This is a genomic window from Ructibacterium sp. SJQ-7, from assembly GCF_054696575.1.
Window position 1 is genome coordinate 417,121 of record NZ_CP195193.1, and the last position, 24,811, is coordinate 441,931.

Sequence of the window (24,811 nt, forward strand, 5' to 3'; positions counted from 1 at the left end):
CAAATTTTTCACGTTTGCACAAGAGTTTTTATAATATTTTTTCATAATATTTCATTCGTCCACGGTTTATTGACTAAAAATATTGCGTATGCTATAATATTAGAAGAATTCAATCAAAGGAGATTTTTACAAATGAATAAAATTACAACAAGAAAATTAGCAATAGCAGGCGTACTTATAGCTGTAGGCGTTGTATGCTCGCCGTTAAACTTTCCTGTCGGCGCGTCAAAATGTTTTCCGGTTCAACATCTTATAAACATAATTGCGTCAGTATTTTTAGGACCGTTTTACGGAGTGATTATGGCATTTATCACATCACTTCTTCGTCTTGCAACGGGTATGGGTACACTTCTTGCATTTCCGGGAAGTATGTGCGGTGCACTTATCGGTGGATTGTGCTATAAATTTTCAAAGAAATTGCCGCTTGCCTATATCGGTGAATTGTTCGGAACAGGTATAATCGGTGCACTTGCCGCTTATCCTATCGCCGTTTACGTTATGGGTAAAGAGGCTGCACTTTTCGCATATGTACTTCCGTTTATAATAAGTTCGGCAGGCGGTACTGTTATAGCAATTTTCCTTGTTACCGCATTAAAGCAAACACACGCACTTGATAAATTTTTCGGAGATGAACAATGATAAAAGACATTATACAAAATGTTTATTCAAAACATCCGCTTGTTCATAACATAACCAACTACGTTGCCGCAACGGATTGTGCAAATATAACATTGACAATCGGTGCGTCACCGATTATGGCTGATGAGCCTAAGGAAGTCGGTGAAGTAACGCAAATTTCCGACGGACTTGTTTTAAACTGCGGAACAATTTCCGAAAGTCGATTAAACGCTATGCTTATATCCGGTAAAACAGCAAAGTCAAGAGAAATACCTATCGTTCTTGATCCTGTCGGAGTCGGCATTTCCAAATTCAGAACAAGTGCCGTTCATAAAATAATTACGGAAGTAAAACCCGATATTATAAGACTTAATGCATCGGAACTTAAAAGTATTTGCCTTAACATCAAAAATATGTCGGGGGTGGACGCCGTTAATATTGACAGTTTTGACGATACTGTTGAGCTTGCAAAAAAGCTTTCGCTTAAGACCAACGCGATTATAGGTGTAAGCGGTATATCGGATATTGTTACGGACGGCAAAAATACCGCCGTCATTTCAGGAGGACACGCAATGATGAAAAAAATTACAGGCTCCGGCTGTATGCTTTCATCTGTAATCGGTGCATTTGCCGCCGCAAATCCGAATAATCTTTTTTATGCGGTATCTGTTGCATTCGGTTTATATGCAAGTTGCGGAAAAAAAGCATACAAAGAAAATATAGGTATCGCAACATACAAAAACAACTTTTTTGATGAAATGACAAATCCTGATTTGGAGGGGATTGAAATTGAATATAGATAAAAAAACATTAAGACTTTATGCCATTACGGACAGAACGTGGCTCGACGGCAGAACGCTTTATGATGACGTTGAAAACGCCTTAAAAGGCGGTGTCACATTGCTTCAGCTACGCGAAAAAAATATGTCAACAGACGATTTTATAAATTCTGCAAAAGAAATAAAATCATTGTGCGAAAAATATAATGTACCGCTTATTATAAACGACAATGTGGACGTGGCAAAAGCGGTTAATGCAGACGGTGTGCATATCGGGCAAAACGATATGCCCGCTCACGAGGCAAGAAAAATCTTGGGTAAAAACAAAATAATCGGCGTCACCGCAAAAACTGTCGAGCAAGCACAAAAAGCCGAAAAAGACGGTGCTGACTATCTTGGCAGCGGCGCAATATTCGGTACAACAACAAAAGGTGACGCAAAGAAAATGGATATGCAGACTTTGAAAAGCATAACAAGCTCTGTTAATATACCCGTTGTCGCAATCGGCGGAATTGACGGTGATAATGTACTTCAATTAAAGGGTACAGGCATAGTCGGTGCGGCGGTTGTTTCGGGTATTTTTGCACAAGATGATATTGAGACGGCGACAAAAGATTTATATAACAAGATTGGAGAAATAATATGAAAACAGCTTTAACTATTGCAGGCTCTGATTCAAGCGGCGGTGCGGGAATACAAGCGGATTTAAAATCATTTGCCGCTAACGGTGTTTTCGGAATGAGCGTTATAAATTCCGTAACTTCACAAAACACAACAGGCGTTTTCGGTGTATACGATATTCCCTGTGATGTTGTTGCATCACAAATTGACGCGGTATTTAAAGACATTTTCCCGGACGCGGTAAAAATCGGTATGGTATCTTCGGCAGAAATTATAAGCACCATTGCAGACAGATTAAAGTATTACAATACAAAAAATATTGTACTTGATACGGTTATGGTTTCAACAAGCGGTTGTAAACTGCTTCGCGATGACGCAATAAACGCACTCACTTCCGTATTGTTCCCCATTGCCGATATTATCACGCCTAATCTTCACGAGGCACAAATTTTATGCGGTTTTGATATAAGAAGTGAAAGCGATATGGTGCGTGCGGCAGATGTGATTTATAATAAGTATAACGTAACCGTTCTGCTTAAAGGCGGTCACCTTGCAAATACAAGCAACGACTTACTGTATGACGGAAACGAAACTTGGTTTGAGGCTGTCAGAATTGATAACCCAAATACTCACGGCACAGGCTGTACTCTGTCATCAGCCATTGCCGCTAATCTTGCAAAAGGTATGGATATAAAAACCGCCGTAAAATCGGCAAAGGATTATATCACCGGTGCTCTGTCCGATATGCTCGACTTAGGCAAAGGCAGCGGTCCTTTAAATCATATGTATAAATTTTATCCGAATAAAAAGTAACATAAAAAGCGGTTCAATTGAACCGCTTTTTGTATAATAAAAAATCACAGACAGTAAACACTATAATTCTATTTCATATATTTCTCAACATTAATGTAATTAGGTTTTGCTACAAGTTCGCCTGTTTTAAGATCATACACATCTGTACAAACTTTCTCACCACTCCAATACTGATCATTAGGTTCAACACGTTCTGTTGTATAGCAAGCTCTGCCATCATATTCAATTAAATAAATTTTCCACGATGACTCTACAATAATTTTTCCGTCAGGATTATACAAAAAATATCTGTCCCTATATTCCTCACCATCACCGTAATATGTATACACTGGTGTATATCCGCTAAATTCTTTTTCTTTCCAAAATGTATATAATGAATACGGAGAACATTTTAACATATTATATCCGTGAACAGTATAGCTGCCATTAGGCGAAAAACATTCACTTTCTATATTTTTCGCAAGATACTCATGCACATATTTATCAACCGTATTATATTTGTCCTTGTCCCATTCCAATGTTGTGATATATTGATTTTTCTTTGCGTCAGACACTTGTATTGAATCACCTTTAATCTCACCTATACATAAATCGCCCTCATAAATCATAGTAAAAATTTCTGTATTGCTCTTGTACACTGGTATTCCATCAGCATTAAAAACAGCATAATTATTTCCATTCCAATCAGACACAGATAATTTAACAGGAGTATATCCTTTCAAAGTGTCAGTTGCAATATACGAAATCGGTTCTCGTACCGCCTGTGAATTACCATATTCTTTATATGTATATGGATATTTTGCAAGTAGATTTTCACCCGGCACCCAATATTCAGCTGAATCGGTATCTACTTTTTCAAAATCAATTCTTATTTGTCTGTTATTGCAAGGATATGCACTTGTATCAAGAGAACCTCCTCCGTTCTTCGAATCATAAGAGGATGATGCTATTTCTTCTCCGTCATAGCTATAAACTTTCATGCCTTCTACACTAAATGCGCCTTCGCCACCATACTCACTATGTTTTATCACCCTATAATAATCATCGGCAAAATCGACAGTGTCTTTCTTATTCGACTGTAAAAGCACAGCATTCAATTTATAAACAGTCTCACCCGTTTCCGCACTGTATATATCAGAACACTTGTTATATCCTGCTGAAACATTGCTTTTATTATTATGAATATAATAATACCATTTACCGCTTTTTTCAAAGAATATAAATGACCTCTCATTGTCCAAAGTATTATCCTCCGGACCATCATATGTAAATATGGTTTTACCATCTTTTTTTATCCATTGCTTATCCTCACCGCTAAAAAGTGATAAATCACCGTCAATTTTTACTTCGTACACATTGCTTGCATAATCACTCACGTCAAGGTTAAACAACTTTAGCATTGTTACCGCTGACTGTTCCATTGTATAATTTGATTTTGGCGAGAAATTGTTATCACCTACTCCTCGCATTATTCCGAGAGAATCCATTTTACGCACAGATTCCTTTGCCCAATCCGAAACTGTGTCATAATCAGAAAATACAGTATCAAATAAAGCTATGTCCTCTTTTACGCCCATAAATTCCGCTGTATTCGTCAGTATTACTGCCGCCTCCTCACGCGTAATATCGTCATTCGGTGCAAATTCCGTTTCAGAACGTCCATTTATTATTCCCGAATTTGCAAGAAAAGCCACTTCGGCATCATCTGTATCAGCAAACGAACTCTTAACATTATTCTCACTAATCAGTGATTTTTGTTCAAGCATTTTATATGCCAAATGACAAAAATCAATACGCGATATATTAGCGGTTAAATCTCTGTCCGCAAAGAAATTCGGCAATAATTCCGCTTCATCTGCACTTATCAAACTTTCCTCCGCCCATTGTGAATGACTTTCGCTTACTTCCGCAGAAGCACCTATTCCCGACGCTAAAATCATTGACACACATAACGCACCTAAAACAAACTTCTTTTTCATTTTTTCTCCCCCTTTAATATTAAAAATTATTTTTCATCTTCTCTTCTGTTATACAAAAACATCGCTACCGACACGGAGCATATTATTACATAGCCGATAATACTGAATTTATCGGGAATATCGCCGAATGCTATAAACCCCATAAGTGCCGCAAATATTATTTGCGTATAATCGAACACCGATATTTCTCTTGCCGGTGCATATGAATATGCGGCAGTAATCGAAAACTGTCCGCCTGCCGCCGCTATTCCGGCACATATAAGTATTACAAGCTGTGCTATCGTCATAGGTGAATAGTCAACTATCAAATACGGCAATGTCACGACACACGAAAATGCCGAGAAAAAGAAAACTATAAACGGACCTCTTTCGCCTTTCTGACTTAATTTTCTGACCATTGTGTACGCCACACCTGCTCCGAATCCTCCGAGCATTCCCACAAAGCTTGGCAAGCTTGCCGATATTGACTGTGGCTTTATTATAAACAACGCACCAATAAATGCCACGATTACGGCTAAAGCCTGGAACGGCTTTACCTTTTCTTTAAGCACAAAATACGAGCATATAACCGCAAAAAACGGTGACAGCTTATTAAGCATTGACGCGTCCGACAAGACAAGGTGGTCTATCGCATAGAAGTTACACAAAATTCCCATTGTACCGAATATTGACCTAAGCAATAATTCAGGCAAATTCTTTTTATTGAACTTAAATTTTTCGTCTGTTCTTATCAGTACAACAAATGCTATAATAAGTGCTATGAAATTTCTGAAAAAACTTTTTTGTATTGACGGCAAATCTCCTGCCATTCTTACGAACATATTCATCAATGCAAAACAAAACGCCGATGAAATTATACACATTATTCCTTTTACTTTATTACTGCTCATTTTTACCCCTACCGTTATTAATCGCTACCATTTCCGCTGTTTTTATTCCGTCAACCGCGGCGGACATAATACCGCCTGCATATCCCGCACCCTCACCGCAAGGATACAGACCTTTTATGTTTGACTGCATTGTTTTCTTGTCACGAATTATCCTTATTGGTGATGATGACCTCGTTTCAGGGCCTGTTATAACCGCACCGCTGTCGGCAAATCCGTGAAGTTTGTTATCCATAAGCACTATTCCCTCACGCATTGAATCGGTTATGAATTTAGGGAACACTTCATCAAGATTTACCCACGTCACATTAGGCTTATATGTTGGCTCGACCGTATATTCACTGTTACTTTCCGTTCCGAGAAAGTCACCGACTCTTTGACACGGTGCATTATAATTCTTGCCGCCGACTTCAAATGCTCTCTGCTCAATTTCACGCTGAAAATACATTCCCGCAAGCGGATCGTCAGTTTTAAAATCGCTCGGTGTTACATTTACAAGCAATGCGCTGTTTGCGTTTTTTCCGTCACGTGCAAAATAGCTCATACCGTTTGTCACAACACCGCCGTCCTCCGATGCAGACGCAACAACTCTGCCGCCCGGACACATACAGAATGTATACACACCTCTGCCGCTTTCAAGATGTACCGCCATTTTATAATCCGCCGCCGGAAGTTTTTTATACGCTTTACCGTACTGGATTTTATTTATCATTTCTTGAGAATGTTCTATTCTCGCACCGACTGAAAAACTCTTTTGCTCCATTGCTATATTGCGATTTTGGAGCATAAGAAAAGTATCTCTTGCACTGTGACCGATTGCAAGCACAATATTATTTGTTTCAATCACATATTCACCGCTGTCACTTTCAACAACCGCACCGCATATTTCACCGTTGTCGGTTTTTACATTGACAAGTTTATTGGAAAATCTGACTTCACCGCCGAGTTTACGAATTTCACTTCTGATTGACGCAACCATTTTAGAAAGATTATCGGTTCCGACGTGTGGTTTTGAATAATATAATATTTCTTTCGGTGCACCGTGCTTATGAAATTCTTCAAGCACCTTTCTTATACGAAAATCTTTTATACCCGTTGTAAGTTTTCCGTCAGAAAAAGTTCCCGCACCGCCTTCGCCGAACTGTACATTTGATTCGGGATTTAAAAAGCCTGCCTCCCAAAATGCCTCAACGTCTTTCATTCTTTCTTCTACGCACTTTCCGCGTTCAAGAAGTATTACCTTATACCCGTTTTGTGCCAAAGTAAGTCCGCACATAAGTCCCGCAGGTCCTGTGCCGACTATCACGACAGGCTTGTCAAATTTACCGCACTTCGGAAATTCATAAGTTTTCTTCTTTACAATTTGTGAGTTTTTTATTTTCTTCGCATAATATTCTTCGTTATCGGTTTCAACATCGACCGAATATACATAATGTATATCAGGCTTTTTTCGTGCGTCTATTGACTTTTTTGATATTTCAAAAGATTTAACATTCTTCACGCCCAAAAGTTTTAAAACTTTCTTTCTTAAATCTGATTCTGTATCATCTGTTCCTAATTTTATATCTGATATTCTTAGCATTTATTTCACCTTATGACAATATTTCTTTAATTTTATCCGCAAACGCATTTGCAAGTTTCTTATGTTCCTCCGGAACCATATGTATTCCGTCAATGTCGGACGCTTTCGCATAATCCGCCGCATTCATAAAATATGTATCTTCTTCATCTGCAAGTTTTGATATATATTCCGAAAAGTGCGTTGATTTTTCGATTGATTTTTCACTGTACAAATCCTTGAATATAGGATTTGTCAAACAATTATCATTTATCAAAATCGGCGATACAAGCAATATTTTCGGTTTGTCCTTACCGAATTTCGCTCTGCATTCTTCTACATATATTTTAAGTACATCGGCGGTCTTTTGGTTTGAAAAATCTATATTGTTCAGCACATCGTTCGTACCGAGCATTATTATAATCAAATCAAAATCATTTTCACCGCTTAAATATCTTTCTCTGAAATCTTTTAAACCGTTTGTTTTATCTTCATTTTCCAAATAATGAGTTGTTGCTCTGCCGCATACTCCGTCAGATACTATTTCATATTCAGGTACAATATCCTTTAACCAAACCGTCCACGGTTTCTCAAGCTGTGAACAGTCTACGGGGTTATGTCCCCATGTATTTGAATCACCGAAACATAATATTTTCTTCACTTTATTTTCCCTCTTTTCTTTATTTATTTAATTGTATCAATTCACTTTGTAAAAGTCAATAAAAAAAGCCGAATGTAACTTGAAGTGAACCCCAAAATTTAGACAAAATTAAATATTAACTTGCTTGTGAATGAGTTCGGTATTGTACCGGACTCATTCCTTTTAGCTTTAAAGAAATTCTTTCATTGTTGTAATAATCAATATATCTTTTTAATTCATCTATGAAAGCTTTGACACTTTCAAATTTTTCACCATAAAACATTTCAACTTTCAATCTTCCGAAGAAGTTTTCCATCGCACCGTTGTCCATACAATTTCCTTTTCTAGACATACTTTGTACAATATTGTGTTCTGACAGTAAACGTTGATATTCCGAATGTTGGTATTGCCAACCTTGGTCAGAATGGAATAATGGTTTCGCATTAGCGGGCAGCTTTTTGAATAAACCATCAAGCATTTCTCTAATTTGCTGCAAATTTGGACTTAATGAAATTGAGTATGACACAATTTCTCGATTATACAAATCCATTACAGGTGACAAATATACTTTATCATTACACACTTTAAATTCAGTTACATCAGTTGCTAGTTTTTCAAAAGGTTTTGTAGCTGTAAATTCTCTTTTAAGTAAGTTGTCGGCTATTTTGCCGATTTCTCCTTTGTATGAACGATATTTACTGTTTTTGCGTTGTTTTCCTTTGAGATTAAGTTCTTTCATCAGTTTCAACACAGTTTTATGGTTAATTGTATATCCTTTTTGTCTTAATACAATTAAGATTCTGCGGTAGCCGTATCTGCCTTTATTAGCTAAAAATATATATAGTATTTCTTGTTTCTCTTTCTTGTATTTATCTTTGATTGGATGTTGTATATAGTAATAAAAGGTACTACGGGCTAAACCTGATAATTGCAGCAAGTCTTTTAACGGATATTTTTGCCTTAATTCATTGACTATTGCTGCTTTTTCTCTTCTTTTAACATTCTTTTCCGAACTAAGGCACTGAGTTTTTTTAAGTATTCATTCTCCATTCTTAATCGCTGATTTTCGGCAATTAAATCTTCTTCAATTTTCTTATCAAGTTTGGGTGGACGACCTTTTGCTATTCCATCTACTTTACTGGCTCTACCTCGTCTTTCTTTCATCAGACCTTCGGCTCCTTCTTCCAAGAATATGCGTTCCCATTTCGATATTACATCATGTTTAACATCGTATTTTCTCTCTGTTTCCATTATACCCAAATGGTTTTCTCGCATATCCATTATAACAGATAGTTTGAATTCTGGCGAGTGTTTTCTATATTTTTGCCCTTTCTTTGCCATAAAAATATGCACCTCCAAAAGTGTCTAACTTTTGGGGTGCATATCAACTCTACATTCGACTTTTTGTAAATTATTTCAAATCTTTTGTTTCAATGAAGTCCATATCGTCAAATTCTTGATTTTCACCGCACATTGCCCAAATGAATGAGTAATTCTTTGTACCGACACCTGTATGTATCGACCAACTCGGCGAAATAACTGCCTCTTCATTGTGCATAATGATGTGACGTGTTTCATCAGGCTCACCCATCATATGAAATACTGCGTCATTTTCATCCATATCAAGATACAAATAAACCTCCATACGTCTGTCATGTGTATGACACGGCATTGTGTTCCAGTTTGAACCGACATCAAGCATTGTAAGTCCCATTGCCAGCTGACAGCTCTGCATAACTTCAGGGTGAATATATTGGTTTATCACTCGCTTATTGCAATCCTCTTTACTTCCGCAAGGAACTTTCTTAGCCCTTGTAATATCAATTTTCACAACAGGATACGATGTATGTGCCGGACACGACGAAACATAAAACTTAGGCGGATTTTCAATATCAACGCACTTAAACGAAATATCTTTATTACCCATACCGATATAAATACCGTCACGCGGATTCATTTCATACTCCGTTCCGTCAACGGTAATTATACCTTTTCCGCCGATATTAATACAACCCATTTCACGTCTTTGAAGGAAATAATCCGCCGCAAGCTCCTTGCCTGCCTCAAGTTTCAATTCGCTGTAAACAGGCATAATTCCCGCGGTGATAATTCTGTCTATATGGCTGTATACCATTCTGATATTGTCTTTTGTGAAAAGTTTTGCAATATGAAATTCTTCTCTTAAACGTTCGGTTGTGTAATTTTTTACATCTTTCGGATTTGAGGCACTTCTTATTTCAATTTTGCTCAAATCTTCCTTTATGTATCTGCCGTACACCTCAATTTGCGACAATGCCGCCCAAGAAAGCGGGAATACCGCTTGTATGAAATTTGTAAGGTGAATTGTTCTTGTAATTTTTTTCTCTTTTAATACAACTTCCTGACCATCTGCAACACCCTCGAAGTTTGCGGTAACGATTTCACCGTCCGAAAATTCTATATCAATATTCTTCCAATATGTATCGTGCGGAAAATCAGCTCTTAAATAAAATACTAATTTTTCAACTTCAACTTCTGTACCGAAATCAACATAATACTCCAAATCATCTCTTGCACCGCCTGCCCAAGAATGATACGGAAAATTTCCGTGGCCCTTATTTTCAAGTACGCCGTCAATCGCATTTCTTTCAAAAAAGCAAGGCTCACCGCGTGTTACATAATTCGCATATGCGTGCGGATAACATCTTTTTTGACCTTGCAAGTCATATGGATTAAGTGAAATATTCCTCTCGCCGTACGCTTCTTCGTCAGTAGCCTCCGATACACGTATTCTGTGCTCCGTTCCAGCAAAAGCACCTTCTTCATATATACGTTCCAACACTTCTGTCGGAATTCGATATTCAAAACTACCCGACGGAGCATATACAACCGTTTCTTTTAATGCACTGTCAAGCTGTATTTTGAAGAAATAACAGTTATTTGCCGAAATATAAATTTTATCTCCTGCAGAATATTTGCTCTCATATGTACAGTCAATTTTCAAGCCTTGTTTTACAAACAATTCATTATTATTTTTGTCTAAAATTCTTAATTTCATATTCATCTTCCTTTATATGTTTTTTCACATACATTAGTTTTTCATAAATATCCCTTGTGTATAATTTATCACATTTATTTCTTGTTGTCAATCGGTTTTATTTTTGATTTATACCGTATTGACATCACCGAATTTCTGTTATATTATGTACTCGTTATAACAGATAAGGAGCGGTCACATATGGCAAACGGATATAATCCCTTAAACGATTGGTTTTACCTCAATCGTCAAACACGAAAAAAGGGTGACAGGCAATCTAATTTGCACTATCACCATTCATATGAAATATTTATCATTTTGAGAGGTTCTACAACATTGCTTGCCGATGACAAACTTATTTCAGTATCAAGAAACGAAATTGTTCTGTTAAAGCCGGATGATCTCCACAAAAACAACGGCGGTACGGAACACGAAAGATATGCTCTTCATTTTACCGAACATTATCTTTCACAATATATGTTGCCTGATGCATACCAAAACTTGCTCAATATGTTTAACAATCAGAAAATACATTTGGATTCCGCACAATTCAGTTCTGTAATAGAAATAATACAACGTATGGAACAAAATCCGAATTACTCATATATTCACATTTGCGAACTGCTCACCATTCTTTCAAGCTATAAAAATACGGAAAAGAAAAAAGTTTCAGAAAAACACAGAACTATAGATTTAATTCTCGAATACATAAACAAGAATTATCAGACAGTTCAAAACCTTGACGATATTTCAGACGCCGTTCATATTTCAAAACCGCATTTGTGTAAGCTGTTTAAACAAGAAATGAACATAACAGTTTCGGATTATCTGAATACAGTGCGTATAAACAATGCCTGCGAACTTCTTAGAAACAGTAAACACAACATAACAGATATAGCTACCGCATGCGGTTATAATTCATCAACATATTTTTGTAAAACATTTCGACATATCGTACATATGAGTCCTAATGAATACAGAAAACATATAGATACAAACTAAAAAATGAGTTCACATGGAACTCATTTTTTTTACATTCCCGTACTTCCGAAACCGCCGTTTCTTTCGTCGGTAACATCATCATCAAAAGTAATTCCGTATTCTACAAATATTCCCTGACAAAATCCTGTACCTTTATTTACAGAAACGGTTTTATCTTCGTTTGTGTCGTTTGTGATTTTGCAGAATATATGTCCCTCATTATCGCTGTTATAATAATCACTGTCGATAATTCCGACGGTATTGTTCATCTGCACTCTGAACTTAAATCCCAAACCGCTTCTAGGATAAAGTTTCAGTACCCAGCCGTCATTGATTTTAACTCTGATACCTGTCGGTATTTTTATAGTTTCTCCGGGCTTTAATTCAAAAGCCATCGGTGCATAAAAATCATAACCTGCCGAACCTGCCGTTGCTCTTTTCGGAAGCTTTATATCTTCGTATATCTTTTCTATACCATCTGTCACATAAAATGTGTCTGCCCAGTCTTTTTTGAATTGTTCAAAGCTGACTTTTTCAAATTTAGCTACTCTCTGCATAAATTAACTCCTTTACTTAACCGCAAGAACAACCTTATCTATTTCAAGGCTTTTCTGTACGTCTATAACTTTTTGGTTTGTACTTCCCCGCCACAAAAGCTTATTATCTTTCAGACCGTCCACAAATTCGCCGTCCACCATTACGTCAACATATTTCATACACGGCAAATCTTTTACGTCCTGCCAATCATAACCGCTGTAAATCCAAATGGTTTTATTCGGGAATTTTTCTTTAATTTCTTCAATAAGTGCTCCAACGTCTTTTCGATTTTGTGTATGAAGAGGATCTCCGCCGCTGAATGTTATACCGGAAACATAATTTTTTTCAAGTTCATCAAAAATCTCTTTCTTTGCAGCCTCATCAAATTCCAAACCGCCGTTTATATCCCACGTTACGGGATTTTGACAATTTGGGCAATGATGTTCGCAACCGGCAACCCACAGTACAACACGAAGTCCGTCACCGTTAAGCATATCATCTTTTGTTATATTATGATAACGCATTACATACTTTTCCTTTCCGCGATTTCTGCCATTTTTGCATTGTTAAGTCTTGTATCGCCCTTAACTCTCGAATATGACAAGTAACCGTTCATTCTTTCGATTTTAGTAAGATTTTTACTTCCGCACTTCGGGCACACGTCCATTTCAAGTTCTTCATATCCGCAGTCGTCACAATACGCAAGCGACAAGTTTACACCCTCATAAAATCCCATATCCATTGCACGTCTTACAAGAGTTTTTATAGCCTCTCTGTTGTAGCTTATAGGGTATTTTACATACTGAATTTTACCGCCGTTTGAAAGCTCCCAGAAACGTTTTTCAAGGTCTTGTTTTTGAATCGGAGTAATATCCTCCGTAACGTGACAATGAAAACTGTTTGAGACATATTCTCTGTCGGATACGTTTTCGATTACACCGTACTTCTTTCTGAATTGTGTAACCTGAAGTCCGCAAAGTGACTCGGCAGGTGTACCGTATATGGCATAAAGTTTTCCGTCCTCAGCCTTGAATTGATTTACTTTTTCATTAATATGCTCAAGTGTTCTGATTGCAAATTCACCGTCTTCGACAAGTGAACGCTTATTATAAAGCTGTTGCAATTCATTAAGCGCCGTAATACCGAATGACGCTGTTGCAGTCTTTAAAATAGGCTTTATTTTATCATGTATTCCAAGATGACCGCCGTAGAAACCGCCCTCGCAATATGCAAGCGGATTTGTAGACGCACGCATTTCGCCAAGATAATCATATGTACGCAAGTGAAGTTGTCTGATTAGGTTTAAGTAATAATCAAGCACGTCAAAGAACGGTTTATTTTCCTGTTGAGCCTTTGCCAAAATCATAGGTAAATGAAGCGACACAGCACCGATATTAAATCTTCCGACAAATACAGGCACATCATTTTCATCAGCCGGTTTCATACCGCCCTTTTCGTACCAAGGTGACAAGAATGCACGACAGCCCATAGGTGAAACGATTTTACCGTATTTTTTATACATTGACGCAATATATCCCTCACCCGAAAGGCTTAGCCAATCAGGGTACATTGTCTTTGAAGAACAGTCAATTCCCGCCTCAAAAACATCTTCCAAAGGGCCGCCCTCACCGTGAAGTTTTTCATCATACAAGAACACTACTTTAGGGAACAAAACAGGCTTTTTGTGTCCTTTTTTGCCTTGTCCGTTCTTTCTGACTTCAAGCATAGTCTTTGACGCCATCTTTGCAAAACGTCCCGTACCAGTACCGATAGTAACTGTTATGAACGGATAATCGCCGCGGCTTGATGATACCGAATTGAATTTATATTCCCAACCTTGGAAACCCTGTTCAAAATCTCTTTGAATATCTTGCATTGCTATTTCTTTTGATTTTTCTTCGTCAAGTCCGATATTCTTATATTTTTCTATATAATATTTATATGACTTTTCCGCATACGGCTCTAAAATAAGGTCTGCCGACGGAACTGTAAAGCCTCCGTACTGCTGGCTTGCCGCAGACAAAACAATATCGCCTATAACATCAAATGCAACGTCAAGAGTTTTCGGTTCGTTATACCAAAGATTCCCCATTTCAAAGCCGCCCTGCAAAACGCTTTGCACATCAAAAAGACAGCAGTTCATTGTATCACGTCTTGCCGACATATCGTGTATGTAAATATATCCGTCACGACACGCCTGAAGTTCTTCTGTTGTAAGGAAAAACTTCTTGTAAAGCTCTTTGTTAAGCTGATTAAATATAAGACTTCTCTTTGTCGAAACAAGCGCACTGTCAGTATTTGAATTTTCCTTGTCACCGATGTACATAATCGACTGACTTTTTTTATAAACCTCATCAAGCATTTGTACGAAGTCCTGTTTGTAATTTCTGTAATCACGATAACTTTTCGCAACTTTCGGATTAACTCTTTCAAGCGCACCCTCTACAATGTTGTGCATTTCGGAAATTTCGATTTCTTCCTTGCCCATTTTTCTCGCCTCGTCCTGAACGAAACGACATATAAAGTCAATCTCCTCATCCGTAAATTTTACCAATGCACGAAAGGCTGATTTATTTACCGCAATAACGACCTTTTGCACGTTAAAAGGCTCTTTTGTATTGTCCTTTTTTACTACTTTCATAACTAAATTACTCCCTCAAATATCGTATCCCACTCATTCCAAACCACAATATATTGTGTTTGACTAACTGTTTTCTAATTATAGCACCCTATATCTATTTTTTCAATTACACATCCATTACTGCTTTATTACAGTAATATTACAACCATTTACCTTCCAATAAGTAAGCCAATTTCTGTACTTCAACGCAAATATTACATGGTTAACTTATTTAATTTTGAAAATACTATAACTATTAACTTCGGGAGGTATTATATGAAAATACTGTTTAATTCAATACATCTTTTCCTTTTTTCCCTGTATGTTGATTTTTATAAATACCATTTTGATTGCGCCGTCAAAAAACGACTGAAAAACGGAAAAGATATTTCCACAAAGAAACTTACGCAAATGTCCGATAAATGCTATTATCTGTTTAACAGTTTTATCGAAAAAGAAAAAAGACTTCGTTTGAAAATGACCAAAGCATAAAAAATGCTTTGGTTTTTTATTTTAAAATCTATATACTCCCCTGTTTTTAGAAAAATATTCATATTTAACACAAAATATTGTGTTCCGCCCTTGATTTTGAGTTTCAAAAGTGATATTATATATACATGTATATATAACTAATACACATTAAAGAGAGTTTTCTCTCTTTAATAAGAGAAAAAAGAGGAGGAATTAATTCCGATGGCTAGAAAAATGAAAACCATGGATGGTAACAATGCAGCAGCTTACGCATCATATGCGTTTACAGATGTTGCCGCTATCTATCCTATCACACCATCATCTACAATGGCAGAAGTAACCGACAAATGGTCAGCTGCCGGACAGAAAAACATTTTCGGACGTACTGTAAGAGTGGTTGAAATGCAGTCTGAGGCCGGTGCCGCAGGTGCAGTTCACGGTTCACTTACAGCAGGTGCTCTTACAACAACTTATACAGCATCACAAGGTCTTTTACTTATGATTCCTAATATGTACAAGATTGCAGGTGAACAACTTCCTTGCGTATTTAACGTATCGGCAAGAGCTTTGGCATCACATGCACTTTCAATATTCGGCGATCATCAGGACGTTATGGCTTGTCGTCAGACAGGTTTTGCTATGCTTGCGTCAACTAATCCGCAAGAAGCAATGGACCTTGGTGCAGTTGCTCACCTATCAACAATAAAGGGTAAAATTCCGTTCATTCATTTCTTTGACGGTTTCAGAACTTCTCACGAATATCAAAAGGTGGCTTGTTGGGATTATGCAGATCTTGCAGATATGCTTGATTGGGATGCACTAAACGACTTCAGACGTAAGTCACTAAATCCTGAACATCCTGCTCAGAGAGGTACAGCTCAAAACCCTGACGTATTCTTCCAGGCTAAAGAGGCTTCTAACAAGGCTTACGATGCAATTCCTGAAGTTGTTGAAGAATACATGAATAAAGTAAACGAAAAAATCGGCAGTGATTATAAGCTATTCAACTACTACGGTGCAGAAGATGCTGACGAAGTTATTATCGCCATGGGCAGTGTCTGTGATACAATCTCGGAAACTGTTGATTACCTAAACGCTAACGGCCGCAAGGTTGGTCTTGTTAAGGTTAGACTTTACAGACCTTTCAGTGTTAAGCACTTGGTTGCAGCTATTCCTTCAACAGTTAAGAAGATTTCTGTTCTTGACAGAACAAAAGAACCGGGTTCAATCGGTGAACCTCTATATCTTGATGTTGTTGCGGCACTTCGTGACACAGAATTTGCTAACGTTCCTGTATACACAGGTCGTTACGGTCTTGGTTCAAAGGATACAACTCCTGCTCAAATCATTGCCGTATTCAAAAACACAGAAAAGAAGAGATTTACAATCGGTATCAACGATGATGTTACTAACCTATCACTTGCTCTTGATGAAAACCCTGACACAACTCCGGCAGGTATCACAAGCTGTAAGTTCTGGGGTCTTGGTGCAGACGGTACAGTCGGCGCTAACAAAAACTCTGTTAAGATTATCGGTGACCACACAGATATGAACGTACAAGCTTACTTTGACTATGACTCTAAGAAGTCAGGCGGTCTTACAGTATCTCACTTACGTTTCGGTAATGCTAAGATTACTTCAACATATCTAATCAACAAGGCTGACTTTGTTGCTTGTCACAAGGCATCATATATCAGACAATACAATATGGTTGAGGACGTTAAGCCGGGCGGTGTATTCCTACTTAACTGTTCATGGAATGCAGAAGAACTTGAAGAACATCTTCCTGGTCAGGTTAAGAAGTATATCGCTGACAACAATATTCAATTCTATACAATCGACGGTGTTAAGATTGGTAAAGAAATCGGTCTTGGCAACAGAATTAATACTGTTCTTCAATCAGCATTCTTTAAACTTTCAAAGATTCTTCCTGAAGAAGACGCTATTAAGTATATGAAGGACGCCGCAACTGCATCATATTCAAAGAAGGGTGACGCAATCGTTAAGATGAATCACGACGCTATTGACGCAGGTGCTCAGCAAATCGTTAAGGTTGAAGTTCCTGAAAGCTGGAAGAACGCTCAAAGCGAAGATCTTTCAGTTAAGCATGACGGTGAAGGCAAGCTAATCGACTATGTAAACGATGTACTTGTTCCTATCAACCAATTCAGAGGTATGCAATTACCTGTTTCTACATTCGAGGCTTATCAGACAGGTGAAGTTCCTCTTGGTTCATCAGCATTTGAAAAGAGAGGTATTGCTATCGACGTTCCTGTTTGGAATAACGAAACTTGTATCGAATGCGGTAACTGTTCATATGTATGTCCTCACGCTTGTATCCGTCCTGTAATTCTTACAAAAGAAGAACTTGACAATGCTCCTGAGGGTATCAGATACCAAAATGCAATGCAGCTTGACGGCTATTACTATGCTATGGCTATTTCAGTTTATGACTGTACAGGTTGCGGAAGCTGTGCTAATGTTTGCCCTGTAAACAACGCCGGCAAAAAAGCTCCTGCCCTTGTTATGACATCATTCGATGATGAAACAGCTAAGGAACAGGAAAAGTATGATTACCTTGTTCAGCTTGCAGAAAAGCAGGAAGTTCTTGACAAGTTCAAAATTTCAACAGTTAAAGGCAGCCAATTCAGAAAGCCTTACCTTGAATTCTCAGGTGCTTGTGCAGGTTGTGGTGAAACACCATACGCAAAACTTGTTACACAGTTATTCGGTGACAGAATGTACATTGCAAATGCTACAGGTTGTTCATCAATTTGGGGTGGTTCTTCACCATCTACACCATACACAATAGACGCAAACGGTCACGGTCCTGCTTGGGCTAACTCATTATTTGAGGATAATGCCGAATACGGTCTTGGTATGTTCATCGCTCAAGATACATTGAGAAATACAAACATCGCTAAGCTTGAAAAGATAGCTGAAGAAAATGCAGATGTTAAGCCTGTTGTTGACAAGTTCATTGAAACAAAGAATGACGCTGCCGCAAACAAGGTTGCTACTGACGAACTTCTAAAGGCTATTGCTAATATTAATTCTAAAGAGGCTAAGGACGTACTTGCCGATAAAGAATATCTATCAAAGAAATCTTGCTGGATATTCGGTGGTGACGGTTGGGCTTATGACATCGGTTTCGGCGGTGTTGACCACGTACTTGCATCAGGTGAAGATGTAAACATTCTTGTATTCGATACAGAAGTTTATTCAAATACAGGCGGTCAGTCATCAAAGGCTACACCGACAGGTGCTATTGCTCAATTTGCTGCCGCAGGTAAGGAAGTTAAGAAGAAAGACCTTGCAGCTATCGCTATGAGTTACGGTTATGTATACGTTGCACAAGTTGCTCAAGGTGCTAACCAAGCTCAACTTCTTAAGGCTCTGCTTGAGGCTGAAAGCTACCACGGTCCTTCTCTAATCATCGCTTATGCTCCATGTATCAATCATGGTATCAAGGGCGGTATGAGTATTGCTCAAACAGAAGAAAAGAAAGCCGTTGACGCAGGTTACTGGCACTTGTTCAGATTTGACCCAAGACTTGCTTTGGACGGCAAAAATCCGTTCCAGCTTGACTCAAAAGCTCCTACAATGGATTATGAAGACTTCATCATGGGTGAAGTTCGTTATAATTCACTTGCTCGTTCAAACCCTGAAAGAGCTAAGGAACTATTTGCAAAGGCTAAGAAGAATGCAGAAGAAAAGTATGCACATCTTGTTAAGCTTGCTCAAGGCGAATAATTTTAAATATTATAAATGGTTGGTTCATTTTGAACCAACCATTTTTTATTGCTATAACATTACTGAACCGGAACACAAAAAAATAACGCTGATAAACAGCGTTATTTTTTATATCTTATCAATTTTCATTTGTCCGTATGATACATCTGTAAATCCCATTTTCTTATACAGCGATATTGCTTTTACATTATCTTTAACGACTTCAAGTCTGAAACGCTTTGCACCACTGTATTTGTCGAATAAATAATTAAAATACTGTGTCGCCACACCTTTTCCACGAGCATTTTCATTTACATACAAATCAATAATCTGTACGCATATACCGCCTACTTCAGTTTCATAATAAGTCGTCACGTAAGAAAATCCGACAACCTCATTATCTTCAAAAAATACAAAACCAATTAAGCCTTTATCTCCGCTTATTGCCGCATCAATATTTGTTTCGATAATATTCATAGGCACTTCGTGATCAAGTGCATCACTGCAATAAAATGCTTTTGATAATTCAAGCACTTTATCTCTGTGATTTTCATTCATTATTTCAATTTTCATTTTAACCGCCTATCTGACATTCAAGTCCCGATTTTTTAGCAACTTCAAGAAGTTCTTGCATATACTCGTTAGGAATTAAATCAATTCCGTCAAGTTTGTATTCTCTACCCAATCCGTCATATTTGCCTTGTCCGAGTCTGTGGTATGGAAGTAAATGAAGTTTCTTAACACCTTTCAAACTTGCAGCAAACATTGCAATGTCATAAATTTCTTCCGGTGTTGCGTTAAATGTCGGTATAACAGGCACTCTTATTGTCAAATCAACCATTCCCGACTCTGCAATTCTTTTTGCGTTTTCGTGAATAAGTTCATTGGGCTGAGTGGTAAATTCCTTGTGCTTTGCACTGTCCATATGCTTAATATCCATAAGCACATAATCAAGATACGGCAAATACTTTTCTATAAACTCCCAACGTGCAAAGCCCGTTGTTTCGATAGCAGTATTTATACCGTAATCCTTACAAGCGTGCAAAAGATGCGGTCCGAAATTCGGTTGCAACAGAGCCTCACCGCCCGACAAAGTCACACCGCCGCCGCTGCGGTTATAATAAAATGTATCCTGTAAAATAGCCGGCATAACATCTTCAACAGTCACATCATATCCCATAACTTTTTCTTTGCCCTCAAACATCATGGTCTGTATATCAAATTCCTGTGATTCAGGATTACAACACCATCTGCAACGCAAAGCACAACCCTTTAGGAATACGATTGTTCGTATTCCGGGTCCGTCGTGGATAGAATATTTCTGTATGTCAAATATTCTGCCTTTCGCTTTCATATAATTTTCCATATTAATTATTCCTTATGCGTTAAATGCTTGTTCTGTTCTGCTGATAATATCGTCCTGAAGTGCCTTTGAAAGTGATGTAAATAAAGCACTGTAACCTGCGACACGAACTACAAGTGATTTATAATTTTCCGGATGTTTTTGTGCGTCAAGAAGTGTTTCCTTACTTACGACATTAAACTGCATATGCATTCCCTTTTGGTCAAAGAATGCTCTTATATATGACGCAAAGTTCTGAAGTCCTGCATTTCCGCTCAATGCCGACGGGTGGAACTTCTGATTGTAAAGTGTACCGTTTGATGCTCTGCCATGTTCAAGTTTTGCAACTGAGTTTGCCGCAGCCGTAGGACCTTTTGTATCAGCGCCCTGTCTTGGACCTACACCGTCCGCAATCGGTGTATTGGCAAGTCTGCCGTCAGGTGTCGCACCTGTCTGCTCACCAAGAGGAACGTTAGCCGATACAGGATACAATCCTGCCTGGAACATACCTCCGCGAGGATTTTTATGTTTTTCAAGTTCTTTTGCGTATATATTAGCCACATCACGGGCTAACATGTCAATTTCTTCAATGTCGTTTCCGTACTTCGGAAGTTCATTTATCATATCAAGTATTTCTTCATAACGCTTTCTCTTTGTCGGATCCTGTTCACCTGTAAGGAACATTCTGCAAATATCGGCAACTTGGCTTTCATTAACGCTCTTGCCTGCTTTTGCAAGATTTATAACAACCTCTTGAGTCGCATTTTTAGCCGCCTTAGGACTTAAACCTTGTCCGTAATTATGGATAAGTGCGTCTTTAAGTTCCGCCATTGTGACTTTCTTTTCATCAAATACAAGAGTCTTAACTGCCCAAAGTCCGTCTGCCATATTCGCAATACCGAAGCCTTGCGGACCTGTGAAGTTATAATGAGCACCGCCCTCTTGTACAGTCTTACCCTCTTTAACACAATCTTCAACCATACATGACAGGAACGGTAGAGGAACTCTTTCCGAATGTGCGGTATCTATCGCATTAATAGCATTAACCATAAGACCAATCATATAAGTTTCCTGTGCTTTATATGCGTTGTAGAATTCTTCAAATGTCGTCATATCTTCAACATCGCCTGTCTTGATACTGATTTGAGCACCCTTATCAACACCGTTTGAGAACACAAGTTCAAGTGGACGACACATATTAAAGAATGCCGCGTCATGCCAACCGTCTGTCTTAAACGGTTTCTGCGGTTCAACACAACCGATAATGCCGTATTCCCTTGCATCTGCAAGAGTAACACCTCTGCTCATAAGTGCAGGAATGATGACTTCATCGTTGTAGTACGCAGGCAAGCCTACACCCGTTCTTGTAAGCTCTGCACATTTAATCAAAAATTCATTTGGCGTGCCGTTCCATATTCTTACCGAGAATGACGGAGCAGGTAATTGAGTGTGCATTGACGCTTGAATACATAGGAATGACAAGTCATTTGTTGCGTCAAGACCATCTGCGTTTTGTCCGCCCGCCGTCAAATTTTGGAATAAGCTGTATCCGGCAAAGCCGTATGACGATGCCTCATCCCTTGCTTTATTAAGGTCGTTAAACTTAACCCAAATACAGTCAAGTATTTCCTGTGCAAATTCGCGTGTAAGCGAACCATTGTCAATGCTGTTCTTATAATACGGATACAAATATTGGTCAAAACGTCCGGCAGAAATTGAGTGACCGCTTGATTCGATTTGAAGTAACATCTGTATAAACCAAAATGTCTGACAAGCCTCATAGAAGTTTCTTGCAGGATTTTCAGGCACGTTTGCACAGTTGTTTGCAATTACAAGCAATTCTTGTTTTCTTGTCGGATTTGTACACTTTTGAGCCATTTCATAAGCAAGATTTGCGTAACGTCTTGCGTAATTTATAACCGCATTACACGAAATTATAATCGATTCAAGAAATTCGTGTCTTTTGGCATAATCAGCATCATACACGTTGCACTTATTCAATGCTTCCTGAACTTCCGCAATAATCCCCTTGTAACCTATTCTCATAACTTTACCGTAGTCAACTGTAACGTGTCCGATACCGTTATAGAAATAGTTACCCGGTGTAAAAATGTTGTGTTCAATCGCCGCAGCAGCCTCAGGCGCCATATATGAAAGTGCTAAATCGCTGTTTGTCTTGTTCTTCCAATAAGGAAAAATCTTTCTAAGTACAGCCTTGTTTTCCTCTGAAATATGGAATGGATCTGCCTCACGAAATTCGATAGTATCAAGCTCGCTTTCAAGCCATTCATACGAAAACTCAGGGAACACCTGACAGCTCCTCGGTGCTTTTGTCGAACTTCCGACAATAAGTTCGTTATCTCTGATTGTAATAGGAATATTGTTAAGTATATGTTCAAAAGCCAAAGCTCTTCTCTTTACAGTCGGAAGTTGTTCCGTCTGCTGATAACTTTCCGTAATAAGTACCGCTCTGTCTACCTCGATTTCAGGCATTTTGCGATACAATTCTTCCTTTAGCTTTTTAATTCTGTCAGTCATAGGAATGTTTGTTGTATTAAATGTTCTCATACTCTTCCCTCACTTAATTATAGTAATATCAATTTACTATAATTATATCACATATTTATTACATTTTCAATACTTTTTAATAGCTAAAGACCGTTAAATTAATAACTTTCTCTCATAAAAACAGACAAAACCGCTATGGTTTTGTCTGCTTTAAAAATATTCAAAAATTACATCGCAAGATGTGATTTTTGGAGCTGTCGGCATTTTGTCGACAGGCTCCGTTTAAAATTACATTTCAACATTAAAATATCTTTTTGCATTGTTAAAGCAAATATCCTCAACTATCTTTCCAAGTGTATCAAAATCATCCGGAAATTCGCCGTTTTCAACCCACTCACCAAGCATATTGCAAAGAATACGCCTGAAATATTCGTGACGTGTGTATGAAAGAAAACTTCTCGAATCAGTAAGCATACCTACAAACTTATTCAATGCACCCAAATTCGCAAGTGCTTTCATTTGTTCAACCATTCCGTCACGTTGGTCATTAAACCACCATGCCGAGCCAAACTGCATTTTTCCTGCCGTTTCGGCTGATTGGAAGTTACCGAGCATTGTCGCAAGAACATAATTATCCTTTGGATTTAATGTATAAAGAATCGTTTTCGGCAGTCCGTCGTTACATTCCATTGCGTCAAGCAAAGCCGAAAGGTCTGCCGCAATTTCATAATCTGCGATTGAGTCAAAACCGACATCTGCACCGAGTTTTTTGAACACAGCAGAATTATTGTTTCTCAAAGCACCGATATGTAACTGCATTGCCCAATCAAGTTCACTGTACTTTTTCGCAAGTCTTATAAGTGTTTCGCACTTAAATGCATTTATTTCATCGGCACTTAAATTATCACCGTTCATTTTCTTTGCAAAAACATCGTCTGCACTATAATCTCTGTTAAACGGTACACCGTCAAGAGCATGGTCGCTTATACGACAACCTGCATTATGAAAATAATCAATTCTTTCATTGACTGCAGTTATAAGTTCGTCATAATTTTTTATGTTCATACCGCATACGTTTCCAAGTGCTTTGATATAATCCGTAAAATCGGTCTTTTCGATATTAATTAATCTGTCAGGTCTAAACGCAGGTAAAATTTTTGCTTTTATATGTCCCTTTTCGGCAATTAATTTGTGATATTCCAGCGAATCAATAGGGTCATCGGTTGTGCAAAGTACCGCAACATTTGATTGATTTATAAGTGTTGACGGGCTCATTTTTGTTTCTTTTATAACCTTGTTGCACTTTTCCCATATTGTATCGCAATTTTCCGCCGTGACAACTTCATCAACATTAAAATATCTCTTTAATTCAAGGTGTGTCCAATGATAAAGCGGATTGCCTATCGCATACTGCAGGCAGCCACAGAACGCTTTAAATTTATCATAGTCGCTCTTGTCACCGGTTATGTAACTCTCGTCAATACCGTTTGAACGCATATATCTCCACTTATAATGGTCACCGCCCAAGAAAATCTGAGTAATATTTTCAAACGGCTTGTCCTCATACATCATTTGAGGGCTTAAATGACAGTGATAATCAAAAATCGGCATATCCTTTGCATAGTCATTAAATAGCTTTGCCGCCGTTTCATTATTCAACATAAAATTATCGTCCATAAACTTTTTCATTACCATTACCTCACAGTATT

Annotated in this window: 21 protein-coding genes; 7 read left to right on the forward strand and 14 right to left on the reverse strand. The window is 38.0% G+C overall.

What is annotated here, in order from left to right; all coding sequences use genetic code 11:
* Positions 1 to 132 precede the first annotated feature (132 nt).
* From thiW to thiD, 4 genes are read left to right on the forward strand one after another with little or no spacing between them, the layout of a single operon-like run.
* Positions 133 to 639 carry an energy coupling factor transporter S component ThiW gene (gene thiW, locus ACSAMO_RS01925; protein WP_118445665.1) on the forward strand — a complete coding sequence of 169 codons (507 nt, stop codon included), beginning with the start codon at positions 133 to 135 and terminating at the stop codon, positions 637 to 639.
* On the forward strand, positions 636 to 1,421 hold the full coding sequence (gene thiM, locus ACSAMO_RS01930; protein ID WP_499209698.1) for a hydroxyethylthiazole kinase: 786 nt from the start codon (positions 636 to 638) through the stop codon (positions 1,419 to 1,421). Before thiW ends, thiM begins: the two co-directional genes overlap by 4 nt.
* Positions 1,408 to 2,043, forward strand: coding sequence for a thiamine phosphate synthase (thiE, locus tag ACSAMO_RS01935; protein WP_499209699.1), 636 nt, complete (start codon positions 1,408 to 1,410; stop codon positions 2,041 to 2,043). The genes thiM and thiE overlap by 14 nt, the downstream gene beginning before the upstream one ends.
* A complete protein-coding gene (thiD, locus tag ACSAMO_RS01940) occupies positions 2,040 to 2,831 on the forward strand; it encodes a bifunctional hydroxymethylpyrimidine kinase/phosphomethylpyrimidine kinase (protein WP_499209700.1) in 792 nt (263 codons plus the stop codon). Before thiE ends, thiD begins: the two co-directional genes overlap by 4 nt.
* A 68-nt stretch (positions 2,832 to 2,899) precedes the next feature.
* Here thiD and ACSAMO_RS01945 read toward each other — a convergent pair whose 3' ends face one another.
* From ACSAMO_RS01945 to kduI, 7 genes are all read right to left on the reverse strand, one after another.
* The gene (locus tag ACSAMO_RS01945) at positions 2,900 to 4,810 is read right to left on the reverse strand and encodes an S-layer homology domain-containing protein (RefSeq protein ID WP_499209701.1); all 1,911 of its coding nucleotides are present in this window, start codon (positions 4,808 to 4,810) and stop codon (positions 2,900 to 2,902) included.
* Positions 4,811 to 4,836: 26 nt separating this feature from the next.
* On the reverse strand, positions 4,837 to 5,700 hold the full coding sequence (locus tag ACSAMO_RS01950) for a DMT family transporter (protein ID WP_117965849.1): 864 nt from the start codon (positions 5,698 to 5,700) through the stop codon (positions 4,837 to 4,839).
* Positions 5,690 to 7,279 carry an NAD(P)/FAD-dependent oxidoreductase gene (locus ACSAMO_RS01955; RefSeq protein ID WP_499209702.1) on the reverse strand — a complete coding sequence of 530 codons (1,590 nt, stop codon included), beginning with the start codon at positions 7,277 to 7,279 and terminating at the stop codon, positions 5,690 to 5,692. Before ACSAMO_RS01955 ends, ACSAMO_RS01950 begins: the two co-directional genes overlap by 11 nt.
* A gap of 10 nt (positions 7,280 to 7,289) precedes the next feature.
* Positions 7,290 to 7,916, reverse strand: coding sequence for an SGNH/GDSL hydrolase family protein (locus tag ACSAMO_RS01960; protein WP_499209703.1), 627 nt, complete (start codon positions 7,914 to 7,916; stop codon positions 7,290 to 7,292).
* 115 nt (positions 7,917 to 8,031) lie between these two features.
* Positions 8,032 to 8,934: an IS3 family transposase gene (locus ACSAMO_RS01965; protein ID WP_176813171.1), complete on the reverse strand. Its 903-nt coding sequence runs from the start codon at positions 8,932 to 8,934 to the stop codon at positions 8,032 to 8,034.
* Complete coding sequence (locus tag ACSAMO_RS01970; protein WP_176813169.1) at positions 8,868 to 9,236, reverse strand: helix-turn-helix domain-containing protein; 369 nt, start codon at positions 9,234 to 9,236, stop codon at positions 8,868 to 8,870. The genes ACSAMO_RS01965 and ACSAMO_RS01970 overlap by 67 nt, the downstream gene beginning before the upstream one ends.
* A 70-nt stretch (positions 9,237 to 9,306) precedes the next feature.
* Positions 9,307 to 10,137 carry a 5-dehydro-4-deoxy-D-glucuronate isomerase gene (kduI, locus tag ACSAMO_RS01975; protein ID WP_499210080.1) on the reverse strand — a complete coding sequence of 277 codons (831 nt, stop codon included), beginning with the start codon at positions 10,135 to 10,137 and terminating at the stop codon, positions 9,307 to 9,309.
* A 975-nt stretch (positions 10,138 to 11,112) separates the two neighbouring features.
* Here kduI and ACSAMO_RS01980 point away from each other — a divergent pair.
* The gene (locus ACSAMO_RS01980) at positions 11,113 to 11,913 is read left to right on the forward strand and encodes an AraC family transcriptional regulator (RefSeq protein ID WP_117966182.1); all 801 of its coding nucleotides are present in this window, start codon (positions 11,113 to 11,115) and stop codon (positions 11,911 to 11,913) included.
* 29 nt (positions 11,914 to 11,942) lie between these two features.
* On the opposite strand, the gene ACSAMO_RS01985 is transcribed toward ACSAMO_RS01980, so the two are convergent.
* Genes ACSAMO_RS01985 through nrdD form a run of 3 tightly spaced genes read right to left on the reverse strand, consistent with a single transcriptional unit; the run spans position 11,943 to position 15,070 of the window.
* Entirely contained in the window at positions 11,943 to 12,449 is a 507-nt protein-coding gene (locus tag ACSAMO_RS01985; protein WP_117966185.1) for a dUTP diphosphatase, read from the reverse strand.
* Between the two features lie 12 nt (positions 12,450 to 12,461).
* Positions 12,462 to 12,953: an anaerobic ribonucleoside-triphosphate reductase activating protein gene (nrdG, locus tag ACSAMO_RS01990; protein ID WP_022228968.1), complete on the reverse strand. Its 492-nt coding sequence runs from the start codon at positions 12,951 to 12,953 to the stop codon at positions 12,462 to 12,464.
* Positions 12,953 to 15,070 (reverse strand): anaerobic ribonucleoside-triphosphate reductase, encoded by a 2,118-nt coding sequence (gene nrdD / locus ACSAMO_RS01995; RefSeq protein WP_147514440.1) that lies wholly within the window; start codon positions 15,068 to 15,070, stop codon positions 12,953 to 12,955. The genes nrdG and nrdD overlap by 1 nt, the downstream gene beginning before the upstream one ends.
* 255 nt (positions 15,071 to 15,325) lie before the next feature.
* Between nrdD and ACSAMO_RS02000 the strand changes: the two genes are divergently transcribed.
* Both ACSAMO_RS02000 and nifJ read left to right on the forward strand, forming a co-directional pair.
* Positions 15,326 to 15,541 (forward strand): hypothetical protein, encoded by a 216-nt coding sequence (locus tag ACSAMO_RS02000; protein WP_499209704.1) that lies wholly within the window; start codon positions 15,326 to 15,328, stop codon positions 15,539 to 15,541.
* 201 nt (positions 15,542 to 15,742) lie between these two features.
* Positions 15,743 to 19,273, forward strand: a complete 3,531-nt coding sequence (nifJ, locus tag ACSAMO_RS02005; RefSeq protein WP_118445655.1) for a pyruvate:ferredoxin (flavodoxin) oxidoreductase — start codon at positions 15,743 to 15,745, stop codon at positions 19,271 to 19,273.
* Between the two features lie 108 nt (positions 19,274 to 19,381).
* Here nifJ and ACSAMO_RS02010 read toward each other — a convergent pair whose 3' ends face one another.
* The 4 genes from ACSAMO_RS02010 to uxaC form a co-directional block, all read right to left on the reverse strand.
* On the reverse strand, positions 19,382 to 19,825 hold the full coding sequence (locus tag ACSAMO_RS02010; protein WP_499209705.1) for a GNAT family N-acetyltransferase: 444 nt from the start codon (positions 19,823 to 19,825) through the stop codon (positions 19,382 to 19,384).
* A gap of 1 nt (position 19,826) precedes the next feature.
* Positions 19,827 to 20,618, reverse strand: coding sequence for a glycyl-radical enzyme activating protein (locus tag ACSAMO_RS02015; RefSeq protein WP_499209706.1), 792 nt, complete (start codon positions 20,616 to 20,618; stop codon positions 19,827 to 19,829).
* A gap of 12 nt (positions 20,619 to 20,630) precedes the next feature.
* Positions 20,631 to 23,162, reverse strand: a complete 2,532-nt coding sequence (locus tag ACSAMO_RS02020; RefSeq protein WP_499209707.1) for a glycyl radical protein — start codon at positions 23,160 to 23,162, stop codon at positions 20,631 to 20,633.
* Between the two features lie 228 nt (positions 23,163 to 23,390).
* A complete protein-coding gene (gene uxaC / locus ACSAMO_RS02025; RefSeq protein ID WP_499209708.1) occupies positions 23,391 to 24,791 on the reverse strand; it encodes a glucuronate isomerase in 1,401 nt (466 codons plus the stop codon).
* Between the last annotated feature and the right edge of the window lie 20 nt (positions 24,792 to 24,811).